At 64.5% G+C, this 16,207-nt stretch carries 15 protein-coding genes; 10 read left to right on the top strand and 5 right to left on the bottom strand.

What is annotated here, in order from left to right:
- Nucleotides 1-161: 161 nt before the first annotated feature.
- Nucleotides 162-1,634: an inorganic phosphate transporter gene (locus ACODS5_RS06200; RefSeq protein ID WP_134691493.1), complete on the bottom strand. Its 1,473-nt coding sequence runs from the start codon at nucleotides 1,632-1,634 to the stop codon at nucleotides 162-164.
- 311 nt (nucleotides 1,635-1,945) lie between these two features.
- Nucleotides 1,946-2,146, bottom strand: coding sequence for a hypothetical protein (locus ACODS5_RS06195; protein ID WP_134691492.1), 201 nt, complete (start codon nucleotides 2,144-2,146; stop codon nucleotides 1,946-1,948).
- A gap of 565 nt (nucleotides 2,147-2,711) precedes the next feature.
- On the opposite strand from ACODS5_RS06195, the gene pcaR reads away from it, so the two are divergent.
- The 9 genes from pcaR to pcaC all read left to right on the top strand — a co-directional run bounded on the left by pcaR (nucleotide 2,712) and on the right by pcaC (nucleotide 12,446).
- The gene (pcaR, locus tag ACODS5_RS06190; protein ID WP_134691491.1) at nucleotides 2,712-3,581 is read left to right on the top strand and encodes a pca regulon transcriptional regulator PcaR; all 870 of its coding nucleotides are present in this window, start codon (nucleotides 2,712-2,714) and stop codon (nucleotides 3,579-3,581) included.
- Between the two features lie 413 nt (nucleotides 3,582-3,994).
- Entirely contained in the window at nucleotides 3,995-5,341 is a 1,347-nt protein-coding gene (pcaK, locus tag ACODS5_RS06185; protein WP_489108219.1) for a 4-hydroxybenzoate transporter PcaK, read from the top strand.
- A gap of 182 nt (nucleotides 5,342-5,523) precedes the next feature.
- On the top strand, nucleotides 5,524-6,384 hold the full coding sequence (locus ACODS5_RS06180; protein ID WP_489108218.1) for a CoA transferase subunit A: 861 nt from the start codon (nucleotides 5,524-5,526) through the stop codon (nucleotides 6,382-6,384).
- A complete protein-coding gene (locus ACODS5_RS06175; RefSeq protein WP_489108217.1) occupies nucleotides 6,381-7,160 on the top strand; it encodes a CoA-transferase subunit beta in 780 nt (259 codons plus the stop codon). Before ACODS5_RS06180 ends, ACODS5_RS06175 begins: the two co-directional genes overlap by 4 nt.
- Nucleotides 7,157-8,362: a 3-oxoadipyl-CoA thiolase gene (gene pcaF, locus ACODS5_RS06170; RefSeq protein ID WP_489108240.1), complete on the top strand. Its 1,206-nt coding sequence runs from the start codon at nucleotides 7,157-7,159 to the stop codon at nucleotides 8,360-8,362. The genes ACODS5_RS06175 and pcaF overlap by 4 nt, the downstream gene beginning before the upstream one ends.
- 225 nt (nucleotides 8,363-8,587) lie before the next feature.
- Nucleotides 8,588-9,877 (top strand): MFS family transporter, encoded by a 1,290-nt coding sequence (locus tag ACODS5_RS06165; protein ID WP_134691487.1) that lies wholly within the window; start codon nucleotides 8,588-8,590, stop codon nucleotides 9,875-9,877.
- Between the two features lie 9 nt (nucleotides 9,878-9,886).
- Nucleotides 9,887-11,239 carry a 3-carboxy-cis,cis-muconate cycloisomerase gene (locus ACODS5_RS06160; RefSeq protein ID WP_489108216.1) on the top strand — a complete coding sequence of 451 codons (1,353 nt, stop codon included), beginning with the start codon at nucleotides 9,887-9,889 and terminating at the stop codon, nucleotides 11,237-11,239.
- 12 nt (nucleotides 11,240-11,251) lie between these two features.
- On the top strand, nucleotides 11,252-12,043 hold the full coding sequence (gene pcaD, locus ACODS5_RS06155) for a 3-oxoadipate enol-lactonase (RefSeq protein ID WP_134691485.1): 792 nt from the start codon (nucleotides 11,252-11,254) through the stop codon (nucleotides 12,041-12,043).
- Between the two features lie 10 nt (nucleotides 12,044-12,053).
- Entirely contained in the window at nucleotides 12,054-12,446 is a 393-nt protein-coding gene (gene pcaC / locus ACODS5_RS06150; protein WP_070093782.1) for a 4-carboxymuconolactone decarboxylase, read from the top strand.
- A gap of 85 nt (nucleotides 12,447-12,531) precedes the next feature.
- Here the strand turns inward: pcaC and ACODS5_RS06145 are convergent, their stop codons facing one another.
- Complete coding sequence (locus tag ACODS5_RS06145; protein WP_134691484.1) at nucleotides 12,532-13,056, bottom strand: Mpo1 family 2-hydroxy fatty acid dioxygenase; 525 nt, start codon at nucleotides 13,054-13,056, stop codon at nucleotides 12,532-12,534.
- Nucleotides 13,057-13,148: 92 nt separating this feature from the next.
- Here ACODS5_RS06145 and ACODS5_RS06140 point away from each other — a divergent pair, with 92 nt between their 5' ends.
- Nucleotides 13,149-13,835, top strand: a complete 687-nt coding sequence (locus ACODS5_RS06140) for a Crp/Fnr family transcriptional regulator (RefSeq protein ID WP_134691483.1) — start codon at nucleotides 13,149-13,151, stop codon at nucleotides 13,833-13,835.
- Here the strand turns inward: ACODS5_RS06140 and ACODS5_RS06135 are convergent.
- Both ACODS5_RS06135 and ACODS5_RS06130 read right to left on the bottom strand, forming a co-directional pair.
- Nucleotides 13,735-14,718, bottom strand: coding sequence for a LysR family transcriptional regulator (locus tag ACODS5_RS06135; protein ID WP_134691482.1), 984 nt, complete (start codon nucleotides 14,716-14,718; stop codon nucleotides 13,735-13,737). The genes ACODS5_RS06140 and ACODS5_RS06135 overlap by 101 nt on opposite strands.
- A gap of 158 nt (nucleotides 14,719-14,876) precedes the next feature.
- On the bottom strand, nucleotides 14,877-16,061 hold the full coding sequence (locus tag ACODS5_RS06130) for an OprD family porin (RefSeq protein WP_489108239.1): 1,185 nt from the start codon (nucleotides 16,059-16,061) through the stop codon (nucleotides 14,877-14,879).
- Nucleotides 16,062-16,207: the final 146 nt, after the last annotated feature.

The raw sequence follows: 16,207 nt of genomic DNA, 5'->3' as shown, positions 1-16,207 counted from the left end.
CATGCGACAGAGGGGTGGGCACTGGCTGCGCCGGTATTGGCGGCTAAAGCCACTCCCACAGGGCACTGGATCGAGCAATCCACGCAGGTGCGCCAGGCGCCAGCGCAGCCTGGATGAACGAAAAAGGCGCCCGAAGGCGCCTTTTTCCACTGCGGTGTCACTCAGCCAATGGCCTTGGACGCCAGCCAGAACAGGCCGGCCGCGAGGCCCATCGACGCCGGCAGGGTCAGGACCCAGGCCAGCAGGATGGTCTTCACGGTGCCACCTTGCAGGCCGCTCTTGTTGGCGACCATGGTGCCGGCCACGCCTGACGACAGGACGTGGGTGGTGGACACCGGCAGGCTGAAGATGTTGGCCATGCCGATGGCGCAGGCCGCGGTGATCTGCGCCGACATGCCTTGGGCATAGGTCATGCCCTGCTTGCCGATTTTTTCGCCGACGGTCAGCACCACACGCTTCCAGCCGACCATGGTGCCCAGGCCCAGGGCCAGGGCGACGGCCACGATCACCCAGAACGGGGCATATTCGGTGGTGGCGGTCAGGTCCTTGCGCAGTTTCTCCAGGTCGGCCTTTTCACGGGCTTCCAGGCCTGGCAGCTTGCCGACCTTCTTCGCCGTGTCGTCCAGGCAGAGCAGGTAGCGGCGCACTTCGACACGTTTGTCGGCGCTCAGGTCGCGGTAGTCAGTCACGCCAGCCAGCGACGATTGCAGCGCGGCAATGGTCGGTTCGGTTTGCTGCGGATTGCAGCTGAACTGCTCTGGCAGGTCGGTCGACTGGGCCTTGCCCAGGGCCAGGAACTCGCCAAGGGTGGCGGCGTTGCGCTGGTAGAACTGGCTCATGTGCAAGGTGGCGTCGCGGGTTCGCTCGATCTGGTAGGTGGTGCTGTTCAGGTCGAGAACGAACTTGGCCGGGACGATACCGATCAGTACCAGCATGATCAGGCCGATGCCTTTCTGGCCGTCGTTGGAGCCGTGCACGAAGCTCACGCCCATGGCCGAGATCACCAGCACCAGGCGGTTCCAGAACGGAGGGTGCTTCTTGTCGTCGAGCTTGCGGCGCTGGTCCGGGGTCTTGTGCATCTTCGACAGCGGACGCCACCATTTCAGGCCGAGCAGCACCAGTGCGGCGACGGCGAAGCCGGCCATGGGCGAGACCACCAGCGACAGGGCGATGTCGATCGCCTTCTGCCAGTTGACGCCGTCACCCAGGGGAATGTCGCTGAGCACGGCATTGGCCAGGCCCACGCCGAGGATCGAACCGATCAGGGTGTGCGAGCTGGAGGCCGGGATGCCGAAGTACCAGGTGCCCAGGTTCCAGGTGATGGCCGCGGCCAGCAGCGAGAAGACCATGGCCAGGCCGTGCCCGGTGTTCACATTGATCAGCAGTTCCACCGGCAGCAGGTGGACGATGGCATAGGCCACCCCGACGCCGCCCAGCAGGACACCGAGGAAGTTGAACACACCGGAGAAGAACACGGCCAGGTGTGGCGGCATGGCTTTGGTATAGATGACAGTGGCTACCGCGTTGGCGGTGTCATGAAAGCCATTGATGAACTCGAATGCGAGCACGAAGGTCAAAGCGAGCATCAGGCTCACGACGACCCAGGCATCCAGTCCGCTGAATAAATCGATCATGAAGGTTGTCTGGCGGTCTTAGGGGGGGCGGATTATGCCAGAAAACCATGGCAATCGATGCACCTGCCGCAGACCGATGGCTGCCGTGCATCTGGCCGTTGCCGCGCGAAAGCGCAATCGATGACGCAAAAAAATAGCCTGAAAATCGGCTAATTGTGTTGAAAATCAATGAATTGTAGCGAAATCTAAATGTCACTCACGCTTCAAACGCTTGTATGAAATTTGTGTAATTCCATTTCACCCAAGGCGATTCTGCAATGATGCCTCACGCCAAGGGCCCTTGGCCGATGGCGCGATGAGATCATCCGCGCTCACTGCTCGTCCTGGCGCAGGTCCTTTTCCATCTTCTCCAATTCCTGGGCGAAGGCCTGGTCGCGAATGCTGGCGCGTTTGCGCCAAGGTTTGCGTTCTGGCTCCGGTTGTGCGGCGTAGGTGGTGACTTCACCACCGTAAACATCCTTGTAACGTTCAGCCTGGCGCTCGAGTTCCGCGCGCAGTTCTTCTTTCGTCACAGTTGATACCTGAATAGGTTGAAGTGTGGCGCGGGCGAGCAAGTACACAATCAATGTGCGGGTATCGCGCCCGTGCGGATACATCGTTGTTGTGCGAGTGGCGTCGAAGGCAACTTCGCATGAGCGCCAGGGTTCGCTACCGGGCCTGCCACGTCTGATGCGTGTGCAAGCGAGGTGCAAGCAACGAAAGTCTGCGGGTTGGATCCGACTGGCAATTGTACGGCCCGCGAAGTCGATTATAGCAATCGGCAACTCTAAGGCTATCGTTCTTTACCAGGCCCTGACAGAAGTTATGAATAATTGACTATGAATATGTCTGTGCGCTACGACGAAAGTTCAAGCGCACAGCGCGAAAAGTTCGACATTTGGCTGGCATAAATGAAAACGGCCTCGCGGGTGGGCGAGGCCGTTGCCTGGGACTTCCGCGGTGGGTACCTGACCAGTCTCTCCAAAGAAGCCACACGTGGCATGGGGAAAGGTATAAGCAAAAGTGTCAGCGGTCAATTGCGATTATCGGCCGTTCGTTCGATAATCGCACAAGCTACCGTTTTTTGAGGCAAGCCCCATGAGCGATGAAACCCCCGGCCCGGTGCCGAACGAGCCAGCGCGCAGCAGTGTGTCGGCCCTGGCGCCGCCGATCGTGGCCTCGGCGGCCAAACGTATCCAGGCATTCACCGGCGATCCGGATTTCATGACCTCCCTGGCCCGTGGCCTGGCGGTGATCCAGGCCTTCCAGGAGCGCAAACGCCACCTGACCATCGCCCAGATCAGCCACCGCACGGAAATCCCCCGGGCGGCGGTACGGCGTTGCCTGCACACGCTGATGAAGCTCGGCTATGCCACCACCGACGGTCGCACCTATTCGTTGCTGCCCAAGGTGCTGACCCTGGGGCATGCCTACCTGTCCTCGACTCCGTTGGCAGTTTCGGCGCAGCCATACCTGGACCGCATCAGCGACCAACTGCACGAGGCGGCCAACATGGCCACCCTGGAAGGCGACGACATCCTTTATATAGCGCGCTCGGCCACGGTGGAGCGGTTGATCTCGGTCGACCTGTCGGTAGGTGGGCGGTTACCGGCCTATTGCACGTCGATGGGGCGCATCTTGTTGGCGGCGCTGGACGATGCCAGCCTGCACGAGTACCTGGAGCGCGCCGACCTGAAGGCGCGGACCAGCCGCACGCTGCATGACGCGCCATCGCTGCTGGCCTGCATCCAGCAAGTGCGCGAGCAGGGCTGGTGCGTGGTCGACCAGGAGCTGGAGCAGGGACTGCGCTCGATTGCCGTGCCGATCTACGACGCCTCGGGGCAGGTGCTGGCGGCGTTGAATGTGAGTACCCATGTAGGAAGGGTCAGCCGTGGCGAGCTGGAGCAGCGGTTTTTGCCGATCCTGCTGGCAGCCAGCCGGGATCTATGTCACCAGTTGTTTGGTTGAGCTGCAGGAGCCGGCCTCTACCGCGCTGCCTGGTTCGCCAGCAAGCTGGCTCCTACGGGGCGGGGTATGCCGCAAAACGTGTAGGAGCCGGCTTGCCGGCGAACACCGGCATAGCCGGTGCCATCCACCGCAGCGCCTACCGCTAGTGCGTCAACAAGATCCTGTGCGATAAACGCACAGTGTCGCCTGTAGCGAATTGCACAGCTTCAGCTTGCTGATTAATGTCTGTCGCACGGGTCGGCTGCGCCGACCGGACAATAACAACAGGCCCGAGGGCACCCTCCATGAATACGCTCCCTTCGTTGTCGCCGTTGCATTCCGGCTAACTCCTCGCCGCGCTATCCGTTGTCTCCTGTTGCTGTGCATGGCTCATGCGCAGTAGCGTGCCTGCGCCTACCTTCCGGATAACAATAATGAACAAACCGCAATCCGCCGTCGGCCACTGCCTCGACGTGCAGTCCTTGATCAATGCCCAGCCTTTGTCTGGCTACCAGTGGCGGGTGGTGATCCTGTGCTTCCTGGTCGTGTTCCTCGACGGCCTGGATACCGCCGCCATGGGCTTCATCGCCCCGGCGTTGTCCCAGGAGTGGGGGATCGACCGTGCCAGCCTGGGCCCGGTGATGAGCGCCGCGTTGATCGGCATGGTATTCGGCGCATTGGGCTCTGGCCCGCTGGCCGACCGCTTCGGGCGCAAGGGCGTGCTGGTGGGAGCGGTGCTGGTGTTCGGCGGGTTTAGCCTGGCCTCGGCTTATGCGAACAATGTCGAGCAGTTGCTGGTGCTGCGGTTTCTCACCGGGCTGGGCCTGGGGGCTGGCATGCCCAATGCCACCACGCTGCTGTCGGAGTACACCCCTGAGCGCCTCAAGTCGTTACTGGTGACCAGCATGTTCTGCGGTTTCAACCTGGGCATGGCCGGCGGCGGGTTCATTTCCGCCAAGTTGATCCCGGCCTACGGCTGGCACAGCCTGCTGGTGATCGGCGGCGTGTTGCCTTTGCTGCTGGCGTTGGTGTTGCTGGCCTGGCTGCCAGAGTCGGCACGGTTCCTGGTGGTGCGCAACCGGGACAGCGACAAGGTGCGCAAGACCCTGGCGCCGATCGCTCCGGCGTTGGTGGCCGAGGCGGCGAGCTTCAGCGTACCGGAGCAAAAGGCAGTGGCGGCGCGCAACGTGTTCGCGGTGATTTTCTCGGGTACCTATGGGCTTGGCACCCTGCTGCTGTGGCTGACCTACTTCATGGGCCTGGTGATCGTCTACCTGCTGACCAGCTGGCTACCGACGCTGATGCGCGACAGTGGCGCCAGCATGGAGCAGGCAGCATTCATCGGCGCGCTGTTCCAGTTCGGTGGCGTGCTCAGTGCGGTGGCGGTGGGCTGGGCGATGGACCGCTTCAATCCGCACAAGGTGATCGGCATTTTCTACTTGCTGGCAGGTGTGTTTGCCTACGCCGTTGGACAGAGCCTGGGCAACATCACCTTGCTGGCGACCCTGGTGCTGGTCGCCGGCATGTGCGTGAACGGCGCGCAATCGGCCATGCCCTCGCTGGCGGCGCGCTTCTATCCGACCCAAGGCCGTGCCACAGGCGTTTCCTGGATGCTCGGGATCGGTCGCTTCGGCGCGATTCTCGGCGCCTGGAGTGGGGCTACGCTGCTGGGGTTGGGGTGGAATTTCGAGCAGGTGCTGACGGCACTGCTGGTGCCAGCGGCATTGGCCGCGGTGGCTGTCGTGGTGAAAGGGTTGGTCAGCCACGCGGATGCGACCTGAGGTCTGGGTGGCTCGCTGCTGCAGGAGCGCATAAATAGCAGGGTAACAAATAGTTCGATAATCGCACAAAAGTGCGATTATCGGATTGAGATAACCCCCTCGGCCTCCTTAATCTGGGCCCATCGCAGCGATGCATCGGTCCGCTGCTCACTGACCCGACTCGACCTGACCAGGAGTCTCCAATGGCAGCAATCCTCTCGCTTCACGAGGCCGTGAAGCAGTTCATCCAGGATGGCGACAGTGTCGCCCTCGAAGGTTTCACCCACCTGATCCCGACCGCCGCCGGCCACGAGATCATCCGCCAGCGCAAGCGCGACCTGACCCTGGTGCGCATGACCCCGGACCTGATCTACGACCAACTGATCGGCGCCGGTTGCGCGCGCAAATTGATCTTCTCCTGGGGCGGCAACCCCGGCGTCGGTTCGCTGCACCGCCTGCGCGACGCGGTGGAGAAACAGTGGCCCCACGCCATCGAGATCGAGGAGCACAGCCACGCCGACCTGGCCAACGCCTATGTCGCCGGCGCCTCCGGCCTGCCGTTCGCGGTGCTGCGCGCCTACGCCGGCTCCGACCTGCCGAAGGTCAACCCGCTGATCAAGTCCGTTACTTGCCCGTTCACCGGCGAGGTGCTCGCCGCCGTGCCGTCGGTGCGTCCGGACGTCACCGTGATCCATGCGCAGAAGGCCGACCGCAAGGGCAACGTATTGCTGTGGGGCATCCTCGGCGTGCAGAAGGAAGCGGCGCTGGCAGCCAAGCGCTGCATTGTCACCGTCGAGGAGATCGTCGATGACCTGCAGGCACCGATGAATGCCTGTGTACTGCCGACCTGGGCCCTTAGCGCGGTGTGCCTGGTGCCCGGCGGCGCCCACCCGTCCTACGCCCATGGCTACTACGAGCGCGACAACCGCTTCTACCAGGCCTGGGACCCGATTGCCCGCAACCGTGAGTCGTTCACTGCCTGGATCGACACCTATATCCGTGGCACCGCCGACTTCACTGAATTCCAGGCCAGGCTGGCCAGCACCGCGGAGGCCGCGCAATGAGCTACTCCACTTCCGAAATGATGACCGTCGCCGCCGCCCGTCGCCTGCGCAACGGCGCTGTCTGCTTCGTTGGTATCGGCCTGCCGTCCAAGGCCGCCAACCTGGCGCGCCTGACCTCGTCGCCCGATGTGGTGCTGATCTACGAGTCCGGCCCGATCGGTGCCAAACCCAGCGTGCTGCCGCTGTCCATCGGGGACGGCGAGCTGGCCGAGAGCGCCGACACCGTGGTGCCGACCGGCGAGATCTTCCGCTACTGGCTGCAAGGCGGGCGCATCGACGTCGGCTTTCTCGGCGCCGCCCAGGTCGATCGCTTCGGCAATATCAACACCACCGTGGTCGGTGACTACCACGCACCGAAGACCCGTCTGCCGGGTGCAGGCGGCGCGCCGGAGATCGCCGGTTCTGCAAAACAGGTGCTGATCATCCTCAAGCAGTCGCCGCGGGCCTTCGTCGACAAGCTCGACTTCATCACCTCGGTCGGCCATGGCGAAGGCGGCGATTCGCGCCAGCGCCTGGGCCTGCCGGGTGAGGGGCCGGTCGGCATCATTACCGACCTGTGCATCATGGAGCCGGAGGCAGGTACCCACGAGTTCGTGGTCACCTCGGTCCACCCAGGCGTGACCCGCGAGCAGATCATCAACGCCACTGGCTGGGCGATCCGCTTTGCCGAGGAGGTGCAGCAAACCGCGGCACCAAGCGAGGTAGAGCTGTCCGCTTTGCGCGATCTCGAAGCGCGTACCGCCGCCGCCCATGGCCAGACGGCAGGAGAAGCCTGATGCGTGACGTCTTCATCTGCGACGCTGTTCGTACCCCTATCGGCCGTTTCGGCGGGGCCCTGGCCGGCGTGCGCGCCGACGACCTGGCGGCAGTGCCGCTCAAGGCATTGATCGAGCGTAACCCGGGTGTGCAATGGGACCGGCTCGACGAAGTGTTCTTCGGCTGCGCCAACCAGGCTGGCGAGGACAACCGTAACGTGGCGCGCATGGCGCTGTTGCTGGCCGGCTTGCCACACAGCGTCCCGGGCGTGACCCTCAACCGCCTGTGCGCCTCGGGCATGGATGCCGTCGGCAGCGCCTTCCGGGCCATCGCCAGCGGCGAGATGGAGCTGGCCATTGCCGGTGGCGTCGAGTCGATGTCCCGCGCGCCGTTCGTGATGGGCAAGGCCGAGAGCGGCTACTCGCGCAACATGAAGCTCGAGGACACCACCATCGGCTGGCGCTTCGTCAATCCGTTGATGAATGCCCAGTTCGGTGTGGACTCGATGCCCGAGACCGCCGACAACGTCGCCGATGATTACCAGGTGTCGCGTGCCGACCAGGATGCCTTCGCCCTGCGCAGCCAGCAGAAGGCTGCCGCCGCGCAGGCCGCCGGCTTTTTCGCCGAGGAAATCGTGCCGGTGCGTATCCAGCACCGCAAGGGTGAGACGGTGGTCGAGCACGACGAACATCTGCGCCCGCAGACCACGCTGGAGGCACTGGCCAAGCTCAAGCCGGTCAACGGCCCGGACAAGACCGTTACCGCTGGCAACGCCTCGGGTGTCAACGACGGTGCCGCCGCGTTGATTCTGGCGTCGGCCGAGGCGGTGAAGATGCACGGTCTGACCCCACGTGCCCGGGTACTGGGCATGGCCAGCGCCGGTGTGGCGCCACGGGTGATGGGCATCGGCCCGGTACCCGCGGTGCGCAAGCTGACCGAGCGCCTTGGCATTGCCGTGGCCGACTTCGATGTCATCGAGCTCAATGAAGCCTTTGCCAGCCAGGGCCTGGCGGTGTTGCGCGAGCTGGGTGTGGCGGACGATGCGCCGCAGGTGAACCCCAACGGTGGCGCCATCGCCCTGGGACATCCGCTGGGCATGAGTGGTGCGCGGTTGGTGCTGACGGCGTTGCACCAGCTGGAGAAGAGTGGCGGGCGCAAAGGCCTGGCGACCATGTGTGTGGGGGTTGGGCAGGGGTTGGCATTGGCCATCGAGCGGGTCTGATCCGCAGCACAGCACTTGTGTGTAGGAGCGGCCTCGTGTCGCGAAAGGGGGGCGAAGCACCCCCAGGATCTTTGCACCACCTTTATATCGCTGGGGCTGCTTTGCAGCCCTTTCGCGACACGAGGCCGCTCCTACAGACAAGGCGCAGCGTGATCCCGATAGCGGAACGAGTGTGTAACCAGGTATGTCTAGAATTACCTGTGACCCTCCAGGAGTAAACGCACCATGACCTCAACCTATTACACCGGCGAAGAACGCAGCAAGCGTATCTTCGCCATCGTCGGTGCCTCGTCGGGCAACCTGGTGGAATGGTTCGACTTTTATGTCTACGCCTTCTGCGCCATCTACTTCGCCCCGGCCTTCTTCCCCTCCGACGACCCCACGGTGCAGTTGCTCAACACCGCCGGCGTGTTCGCCGCGGGCTTTCTGATGCGCCCTATCGGCGGCTGGATCTTCGGCCGCCTGGCCGACCGTCACGGGCGCAAGAACTCGCTGATGATCTCGGTGCTGATGATGTGCGGCGGCTCGCTGATCATCGCCTGCCTGCCCACCTACGCCAGCATCGGCGCCTGGGCGCCGGCCTTGCTGCTGCTGGCGCGGCTGATCCAGGGCCTGTCGGTGGGCGGTGAGTACGGCACCACGGCCACCTACATGAGCGAAGTGGCGCTGCGTGGGCAACGCGGTTTCTTTGCCTCGTTCCAGTACGTCACCCTGATCGGCGGCCAGTTGCTGGCGGTGCTGGTGGTGGTGATCCTGCAGCAACTGCTCAGCGAGGATGAACTGCGCGCCTATGGCTGGCGCATCCCGTTCGTGGTCGGTGCCATTGCCGCGTTGATCTCGCTGATGCTGCGCCGTTCGCTGAAGGAGACCAGCAGCGCCGAGACCCGCCAGGACAAGGATGCCGGTACCATCAGCGGGCTGTTTCGCAATCATGCCGCGGCTTTCGTCACTGTGCTGGGCTATACCGCCGGTGGTTCGCTGATCTTCTATACCTTCACCACCTACATGCAGAAGTACCTGGTCAACACCGCCGGCATGAACGCCAAGAGCGCCAGTTTCGTCATGACCGGCGCGTTGTTCCTGTTCATGATCCTGCAGCCGCTGTTCGGCATGCTCTCCGACCGCATCGGTCGGCGTAATTCGATGCTGCTGTTCGGCGCCCTGGGGACGCTCTTCACCGTCCCCTTGCTGATGGCGCTGAAGACCGTGACCAGCCCGTTCATGGCCTTCGTGCTGGTGACCCTGGCCTTGTGCATCGTCAGCTTCTACACCTCCATCAGCGGCCTGGTGAAGGCCGAGATGTTCCCGCCACAGGTTCGCGCATTGGGCGTGGGGCTGGCCTACGCCGTGGCCAACGCGGTGTTCGGCGGCTCGGCCGAGTACGTGGCACTGGGCTTGAAAACCTTGGGCATGGAGAACACCTTCTACTGGTACGTGACCGCCATGATGGCGGTGGCTTTCCTGTTCAGCCTGCGCCTGCCAAAGCAGGCGGCGTACCTGCACCACGATCACTAAGGACGTTGCATGAGCAACCAACTGTTCGACGCCTACTTCACCGCCCCGGCCATGCGCGAGGTTTTCTCCGACCGAGGCCGCTTGCAGGGCATGCTCGACTTCGAGGCGGCCCTGGCCCGCGCCGAAGCGGCCGCCGGGCTGGTGCCGCACACGGCGGTGACTGCCATCGAGGCGGCCTGCAAGGCCGAGCGCTACGATGCCCGGGCGCTGGCCGACGCCATCGCGGTGGCCGGCAATTCGGCGATCCCACTGGTCAAGGCCCTGGGCAAGGTGGTCGCCAGCGGCGTCCCCGAGGCTGAGCGCTATGTGCACCTGGGCGCGACCAGCCAGGATGCGATGGACAGCGGCCTGGTGCTGCAACTGCGCGAGGCCCTGGGGTTGCTCGAAAACGATCTCGGCAAGCTGGCCGACACCCTGGCGCATCAGGCATTGCAGCATGCCGACACGCCGCTGGTGGGGCGGACCTGGTTGCAGCATGCCACGCCGGTGACGCTGGGCATGAAGCTGGCCGGTGTGCTCGGCGCCCTCACTCGCCATCGCCAACGCCTCAAGGAACTGCGCCCGCGCCTGCTGGTGCTGCAGTTCGGTGGTGCTTCCGGCAGCCTGGCGGCGCTGGGCAGCAAAGCGCTGCCGGTGGCCGAGGCCCTGGCCGTGCAATTGAAACTGTCCTTGCCCGAACAGCCATGGCACACCCAGCGCGACCGCCTGGTGGAGTTTGCCTCGGTGCTGGGCCTGGTCGCCGGTAGCCTGGGCAAGTTCGGCCGTGACGTCAGCCTGCTGATGCAGACCGAGGCAGGCGAGTTGTTCGAACCCGCCGCACCTGGCAAGGGCGGTTCCTCGACCATGCCGCACAAGCGCAATCCGGTCGGTGCGGCGGTGCTGATCGGCGCTGCTACCCGTGTGCCCGGGCTGCTCTCGACCTTGTTCAGCGCGATGCCCCAGGAGCACGAGCGCAGCCTCGGCCTGTGGCACGCCGAGTGGGAAACCCTGCCGGAGATCTGCTGCCTGGTCTCCGGTGCCCTGCGTCATGCCCAGGTGATCGCCGAAGGCATGGAGGTGGACGCCGAACGCATGCGCCGCAACCTCGACCTCACCCAGGGCCTGGTGCTGGCCGAGGCGGTCAGTATCGTCCTCGCCCAACGCCTGGGCCGCGACCGTGCCCATCACCTGCTGGAGCAGTGCTGCCAGCGCGCCGTGGCCGAAGGGCGTCATCTGCGTGCAGTGCTCGTTGATGAGCCGCAGGTCAACGCCGAGTTGTCCGGCGACGAGCTCGACCGCCTGCTCGACCCCACCCATTACCTGGGCCAGGCCCGCGTCTGGGTGGCGCGCGCCGTGGCTGAACATCAACGTTTCACTGCCTGATAGGAGACCGCTGTGGCGCATTTGCAACTGGCCGATGGCGTACTGAACTACCAACTCGATGGCCCGGCCGATGCGCAGGTGCTGGTGCTGTCCAACTCCCTGGGCACTGACCTGGGCATGTGGGACGAGCAGATTCCTGCCTGGAGCGAACACTTTCGCGTGCTGCGCTACGATACCCGTGGCCATGGCGGCTCGCTGGTCACTCAAGGCCCCTACAGCATCGAACAGCTGGGGGGCGACGTGCTGGCCCTGCTCGATGCGCTGGACATCGAGCATGCGCACTTCGTCGGCCTGTCCATGGGCGGCCTGATCGGCCAGTGGCTGGGCATCAACGCCGGCCACCGCCTGCACAGCCTGACCCTGTGCAACACCGCGGCGAAGATCGCCAACGACGAGGTCTGGAACTCTCGCATCGACACGGTGCTCAAGGGGGGGCAGCAGGCCATGGCGGACCTGCGCGACGGCTCCATCGCCCGTTGGTTCACCCCGGCCTTCGCCCAGGCGCAGCCGGCCGAGGCCCAGCGCATCTGCCAGATGCTCGCGCACACCAGCCCAGAAGGTTATGCGGCCAACTGCGCGGCGGTACGTGATGCCGATTACCGTGAACAGCTGGGGCGCATCCAGGTTTCGACGCTGGTGGTGGCGGGCACTGCGGACGTGGTCACCACGCCTGAGCATGGCCGCTTCATGCACAGCCGCATCGTCAACGCGACCTATGCCGAGTTCCCGGCGGCGCACCTGTCCAACGTCGAGATCGGCGCGGCCTTCACCGCCCGTGTGCTCGACTTCCTGCTGGCCCGCTGAGGAACCTGCCATGGATGAGAAACAACGTTACGATGCCGGCATGCAGGTGCGTCGCGCGGTGCTCGGCGATGCCCACGTGGACCGCAGCCTGGAAAAGCTCAATGATTTCAACGGCGAGTTCCAGGAGATGATCACCCGGCACGCCTGGGGCGATATCTGGACCCGCCCCGGCCTGCCCCGGCACACCCGCAGCCTGATCACCATCGCCATGCTGATCGGCATGAATCGCAACGACGAACTCAAGCTGCACCTGCGCGCGGCCGCCAACAATGGCGTGACGCGGGAGGAGATCAAGGAAGTGATCATGCAGAGCGCGATCTACTGCGGGATCCCGGCGGCCAATGCCACGTTCCACCTGGCCGAGTCGGTGTGGGATGAGCTGGGGGTGGAGTCCAGGCAGTAACGCATCGGCGGCAAGCTCGCCCCACGCCTCTGGAATCGGCGCGTGGGAGCGGCGGTGCGCCGATGCGACTTGCCCCGTGGCTATTTCAGATGACTGCTTTCTTCTGGCGAACGGCGACAGGCCCGGCATTGGCCTCCACGGTCTTTTTCAGCTCGCCGCACAGCCCAGCCATGAACGCCAGCTCCGCCACCACGAACAGTGGCCCGACGATCAGCCCGCTCAGGTCATCGACGAATGCCGGCTTGCGCCCTTCGTAGGCATGTCCGACGAACTGGATGATCCAGCCCACCACGAACGCACCCAGTCCGGCACTCAACCACAGCCCGGTACTCTGCACGGCCAGCGCCTGGCCGGCCCACAGGCACAAGCCCAGCAGCAGGCCCATCACCAGGCCGAAGCGCAGGTCCAGGCGCAGGTAGAACCACACCGACCAGATCGCCAGCAGCAGCGCCGGCGACAGCCAGAAGCCCGCCACGTCCCAGCCCGGGCGTGACAGCAGCACGGCCACGGCCAGCACGATCAGCGGAATGCCGATGAAGTGGGTGGCGATGTTGCGTGGATCGCGGTGGTAGGCCGCGTATTGACTCAGGTGCTCGACGAGGTTTTTCATTGTTGTTCCTCCATCAGGGGTGAGCACAGCTTGCCCCTGTTCATTCATCGTCGTCTGTCGCCTGGCCGACAGAGTTCGCTTTGCGAGGCGCCATGCACGATCCGCGTACTCAGCTGCTGCATGGCCAATGGTTCCGGCAGTTGCCCGTTACCGTTCAGGATAGTCTGCTGGCCCTGGGCCGTCCGCGCGAGCTGGCAGCGGGGCAGCGTCTGTTCCAGCGCGGCGATGCGCCGTGTGGTCTGTATGCGGTACTCGAAGGGGCGATGCGGGTCGGGGCGGTCAGCAGCGCGGGCAAGGAGGCGTTGCTGACGCTGGTCGAGTCACCCCATTGGTTCGGTGAGATCAGCCTGTTCGATGGCCAGCCGCGCACCCATGATGCCTATGCCGAGGGGCCGACACGCCTGCTGTGGATTCCCCAGGCGCCGTTGCTGGAATGGTTGGCCTGCCAGCCAGAGCACTGGCGCGACCTGGCCCTGCTGATGAGCCACAAGTTGCGCTGGGTGTTCGTCGCCCTCGAGCAGCAGAGCCTGCTGGCCGCCGCGCCGCGGGTGGCGCAACGGCTGTTGCAGATGGCCGAAGGCTACGGTGAGCGCGATGTCGCCCAATGGCGGTTGCAGGTGTCCCAGGAACAGCTGGCCTTGATGCTGTCGCTGTCGCGCCAGACCATCAACCAGATCCTCAGGAGCCTCGAACAGGCCGGCGTGGTGCGCCTGGGCTATGGCGAGGTGGAGATTGTCGATGCGCCACGTCTGCGGGCGATGGGGCAGCATCCAGGTTGACCAGGGTGTCGATCATTGCCCGCGCCGCCGGTGACAGGCGCTGGCCGCTGCGACTGATCACCCCACAGCGCACGCTGAGTACTTCCAGGCCTGGCGGCAGGTTGCGCCAGTGCAGACGCACCAGATGGCCGGCGGCCAGGTCCTCGACCACCGCCTCTTCGCTGGCCGTGCCGATGGCGTCGCTGGCCAGCACCACGCTGCGCAGTACCGCCAGGTGCTCGGTCTGCAGGTGAGGGGTGAAGTCGGTGCGTCCGCTGAGATTGGCCAGGCGTTTGCGCACGCCGGGGGCCAGCAGGGCGCTGGCCAGGGGATAGGCGAACAGGTCGTTGGTCGACAGGCTGTCCTTGGCCAGCAATGGGTGCCCGGGGCGGCAGAAGAACAGGCCTGGGCGTGGGGACAGTGCCTCGGTGTGGAAGTTGGGATCGGCCTCGAAGGGCCGCACGTCATCGACGAAAAACTCGATCTGCTCGCGACGCAGGGCCTGGCCCAGGCGCTCGGCATTGTCCACCAGCAGGTCGGTGCGGATACCGGGATGAGTCCTGATGAAATGTTGCAGGGCCTCGGGCACCAGGCGCACGGCCAGGGCCGGGCCGCTGCCGAAGCGCAGCTCTCCGGCATCGAGCTTGGTCATCTGCAGGACGTCGTTGTTCAGTTGCGCGGCGCCCTGGACCAGGCGACGGGCATGTTGCAACACCACCTGGCCCTCGGGGGTGGGAGGCAATGCCTTGCTGGCGCGATCGACCAGGGCGCAGCCAAAGGTATGTTCGAGGTTCTGGATTGCGCGGCTGAAGGCGGGTTGGGTGATGCCCATGGCGTCGGCGGCGCGGACGAAACTGCGGTATTCGGTGAGGGCGATGAAATAGCGCAGTTGGCGGAGGTCCATGCTCGGGCTCTGGTGCGGGGATCGGAGCTTGGTTTTAGCGGCTTGTTACATATAGCGTCAAAGAATGTTATTGGATTTGGATATGTCTTCTGGTTATTTGCCGGACGGCAGGTTCAATCGCGGGGCAAGTCGGGTCGCCGCATCGCCCCGCGATGGCCTCAAAGGAGATTGAACGGGTAGCTGACAATCAACCTGTTCTCATCGAACGCGTTGCTGCTGAAATCCCTGCGCATGGTCGAGTTACGCCACTTCACCGACAGGTCCTTGAAGGTCCCGGCCTGCACCACGTAGGCCAGTTCGGTCTCCCGGGCCCATTCCTTGCCATCGTCCACCCCTGCGGCATGCACGTTATCGCCTTTGATGTAGCGGTTCATCAGGGTCAGGCCGGGGATGCCGACGGTGACGAAATTGAAGTCGTGACGCAGTTGCCAGGAGCGCTCCTTGGCGTTGTCGAAGCTGGCGTTGTAACTGTCGTTGGCCAGCGTGCCGCCACTGGTGCCGTTGACCCGCATCCAGGCGTCGTCGCCACTGACCTTCTGCAGGCCGATATAGAAGGTATGGCCCTGGTAGCGCGCCGAGAGCATGGCCGAGGCGGTGCGGTTGTCCAGGTCGCCGGCGCGGGCGCTGCCATCCTCCTTGCCGAGGAAGTAGCCCAGGTTGGCACCCAAGGTCCAGTCGCCCAACGGCTGGCTGTGCACCAGGTTCAGATACTGCTGGCGATAGATGTCTTTCAGCCGGGCATCCCACAGGCCGAGCATCGTGCGCTTGTCGTTGAAGCTGTATTCGCCGCCGGCGAAGTTGAAGCGGTCGGAGGTGATACCGGCGCGCCCCTGCATGAACAGGTCTTCCATGCTCGCATCGTTGCGCGGGCTGTTGCCGCGGAACTGGCCGGCATACAGGGTCAGGCCGTCGATCTCCTTCGAGGTCAGCTGGCCGCCGCGGAAAGTCTGCGGCAACGAGCGGCCATCGTCCGAACGCAGGATCGGCAGCACCGGCATCCACTCGCCGACTTTGAGTTCGGTCTGCGACAGGCGCGTCTTGAGCGCTACCCCCAGGCGGCCGAAATCGTCCGCCGGGCGACCGTCGTCATGCACGGGCAGCAGGTGGGTGCCGGCTGTACCCTTGCCGCCATCGAGCTTGACCGAGTACAGCCCCAGCACATCGATGCCGAAACCGACGGTGCCCTGGGTGAAGCCGGAGCGGGCATCGAGAATGAAGCTCTGGGTCCATTCCTCGGCCTTGCCCTGGGGGTTGGCCGGGTCGACGAAGTTGCGGTTGATGTAGAAGTTGCGCAGGTTGAGGCTGGCCTTGGCGTCTTCCAGGAAGCCACCTTCGGCGGCCATGCCTGGCAAGGCGCAGGACAGGGCCAACAGGCCGGGCAGCAGCTGGCGGGCGGGTTGCAAAGTGCTCATCTGTCGTGGATCTCTTGTTTTTATTGGGCGAGCCTGTGCGCTGTGGGTACGGGCCCGCAGGGTCGGCATCTTTAGAG

This window comes from Pseudomonas sp. FG47 (assembly GCF_057809115.1).
The sequence above is the reverse complement of the archived record's forward strand: the minus strand, read 5'-3'. Positions and strand labels throughout refer to the sequence as shown.

Excerpts from the sequence above, each read along its gene's own strand:
- ACODS5_RS06145 (WP_134691484.1), bottom strand. The coding sequence starts at position 13,056 with ATGAAAAACCTCGTCGAGCACCTGAGTCAATACGCGGCCTACCACCGC.
- ACODS5_RS06165 (WP_134691487.1), top strand. The coding sequence starts at position 8,588 with ATGACCTCAACCTATTACACCGGCGAAGAACGCAGCAAGCGTATCTTC.
- ACODS5_RS06140 (WP_134691483.1), top strand. The coding sequence starts at position 13,149 with ATGCACGATCCGCGTACTCAGCTGCTGCATGGCCAATGGTTCCGGCAG.
- pcaC (WP_070093782.1), top strand. The coding sequence starts at position 12,054 with ATGGATGAGAAACAACGTTACGATGCCGGCATGCAGGTGCGTCGCGCG.
- pcaR (WP_134691491.1), top strand. The coding sequence starts at position 2,712 with ATGAGCGATGAAACCCCCGGCCCGGTGCCGAACGAGCCAGCGCGCAGC.
- ACODS5_RS06160 (WP_489108216.1), top strand. The coding sequence starts at position 9,887 with ATGAGCAACCAACTGTTCGACGCCTACTTCACCGCCCCGGCCATGCGC.
- ACODS5_RS06175 (WP_489108217.1), top strand. The coding sequence starts at position 6,381 with ATGAGCTACTCCACTTCCGAAATGATGACCGTCGCCGCCGCCCGTCGC.
- ACODS5_RS06130 (WP_489108239.1), bottom strand. The coding sequence starts at position 16,061 with ATGGCCGCCGAAGGTGGCTTCCTGGAAGACGCCAAGGCCAGCCTCAAC.
- ACODS5_RS06200 (WP_134691493.1), bottom strand. The coding sequence starts at position 1,634 with ATGATCGATTTATTCAGCGGACTGGATGCCTGGGTCGTCGTGAGCCTG.
- ACODS5_RS06180 (WP_489108218.1), top strand. The coding sequence starts at position 5,524 with ATGGCAGCAATCCTCTCGCTTCACGAGGCCGTGAAGCAGTTCATCCAG.
- pcaK (WP_489108219.1), top strand. The coding sequence starts at position 3,995 with ATGAACAAACCGCAATCCGCCGTCGGCCACTGCCTCGACGTGCAGTCC.
- ACODS5_RS06135 (WP_134691482.1), bottom strand. The coding sequence starts at position 14,718 with ATGGACCTCCGCCAACTGCGCTATTTCATCGCCCTCACCGAATACCGC.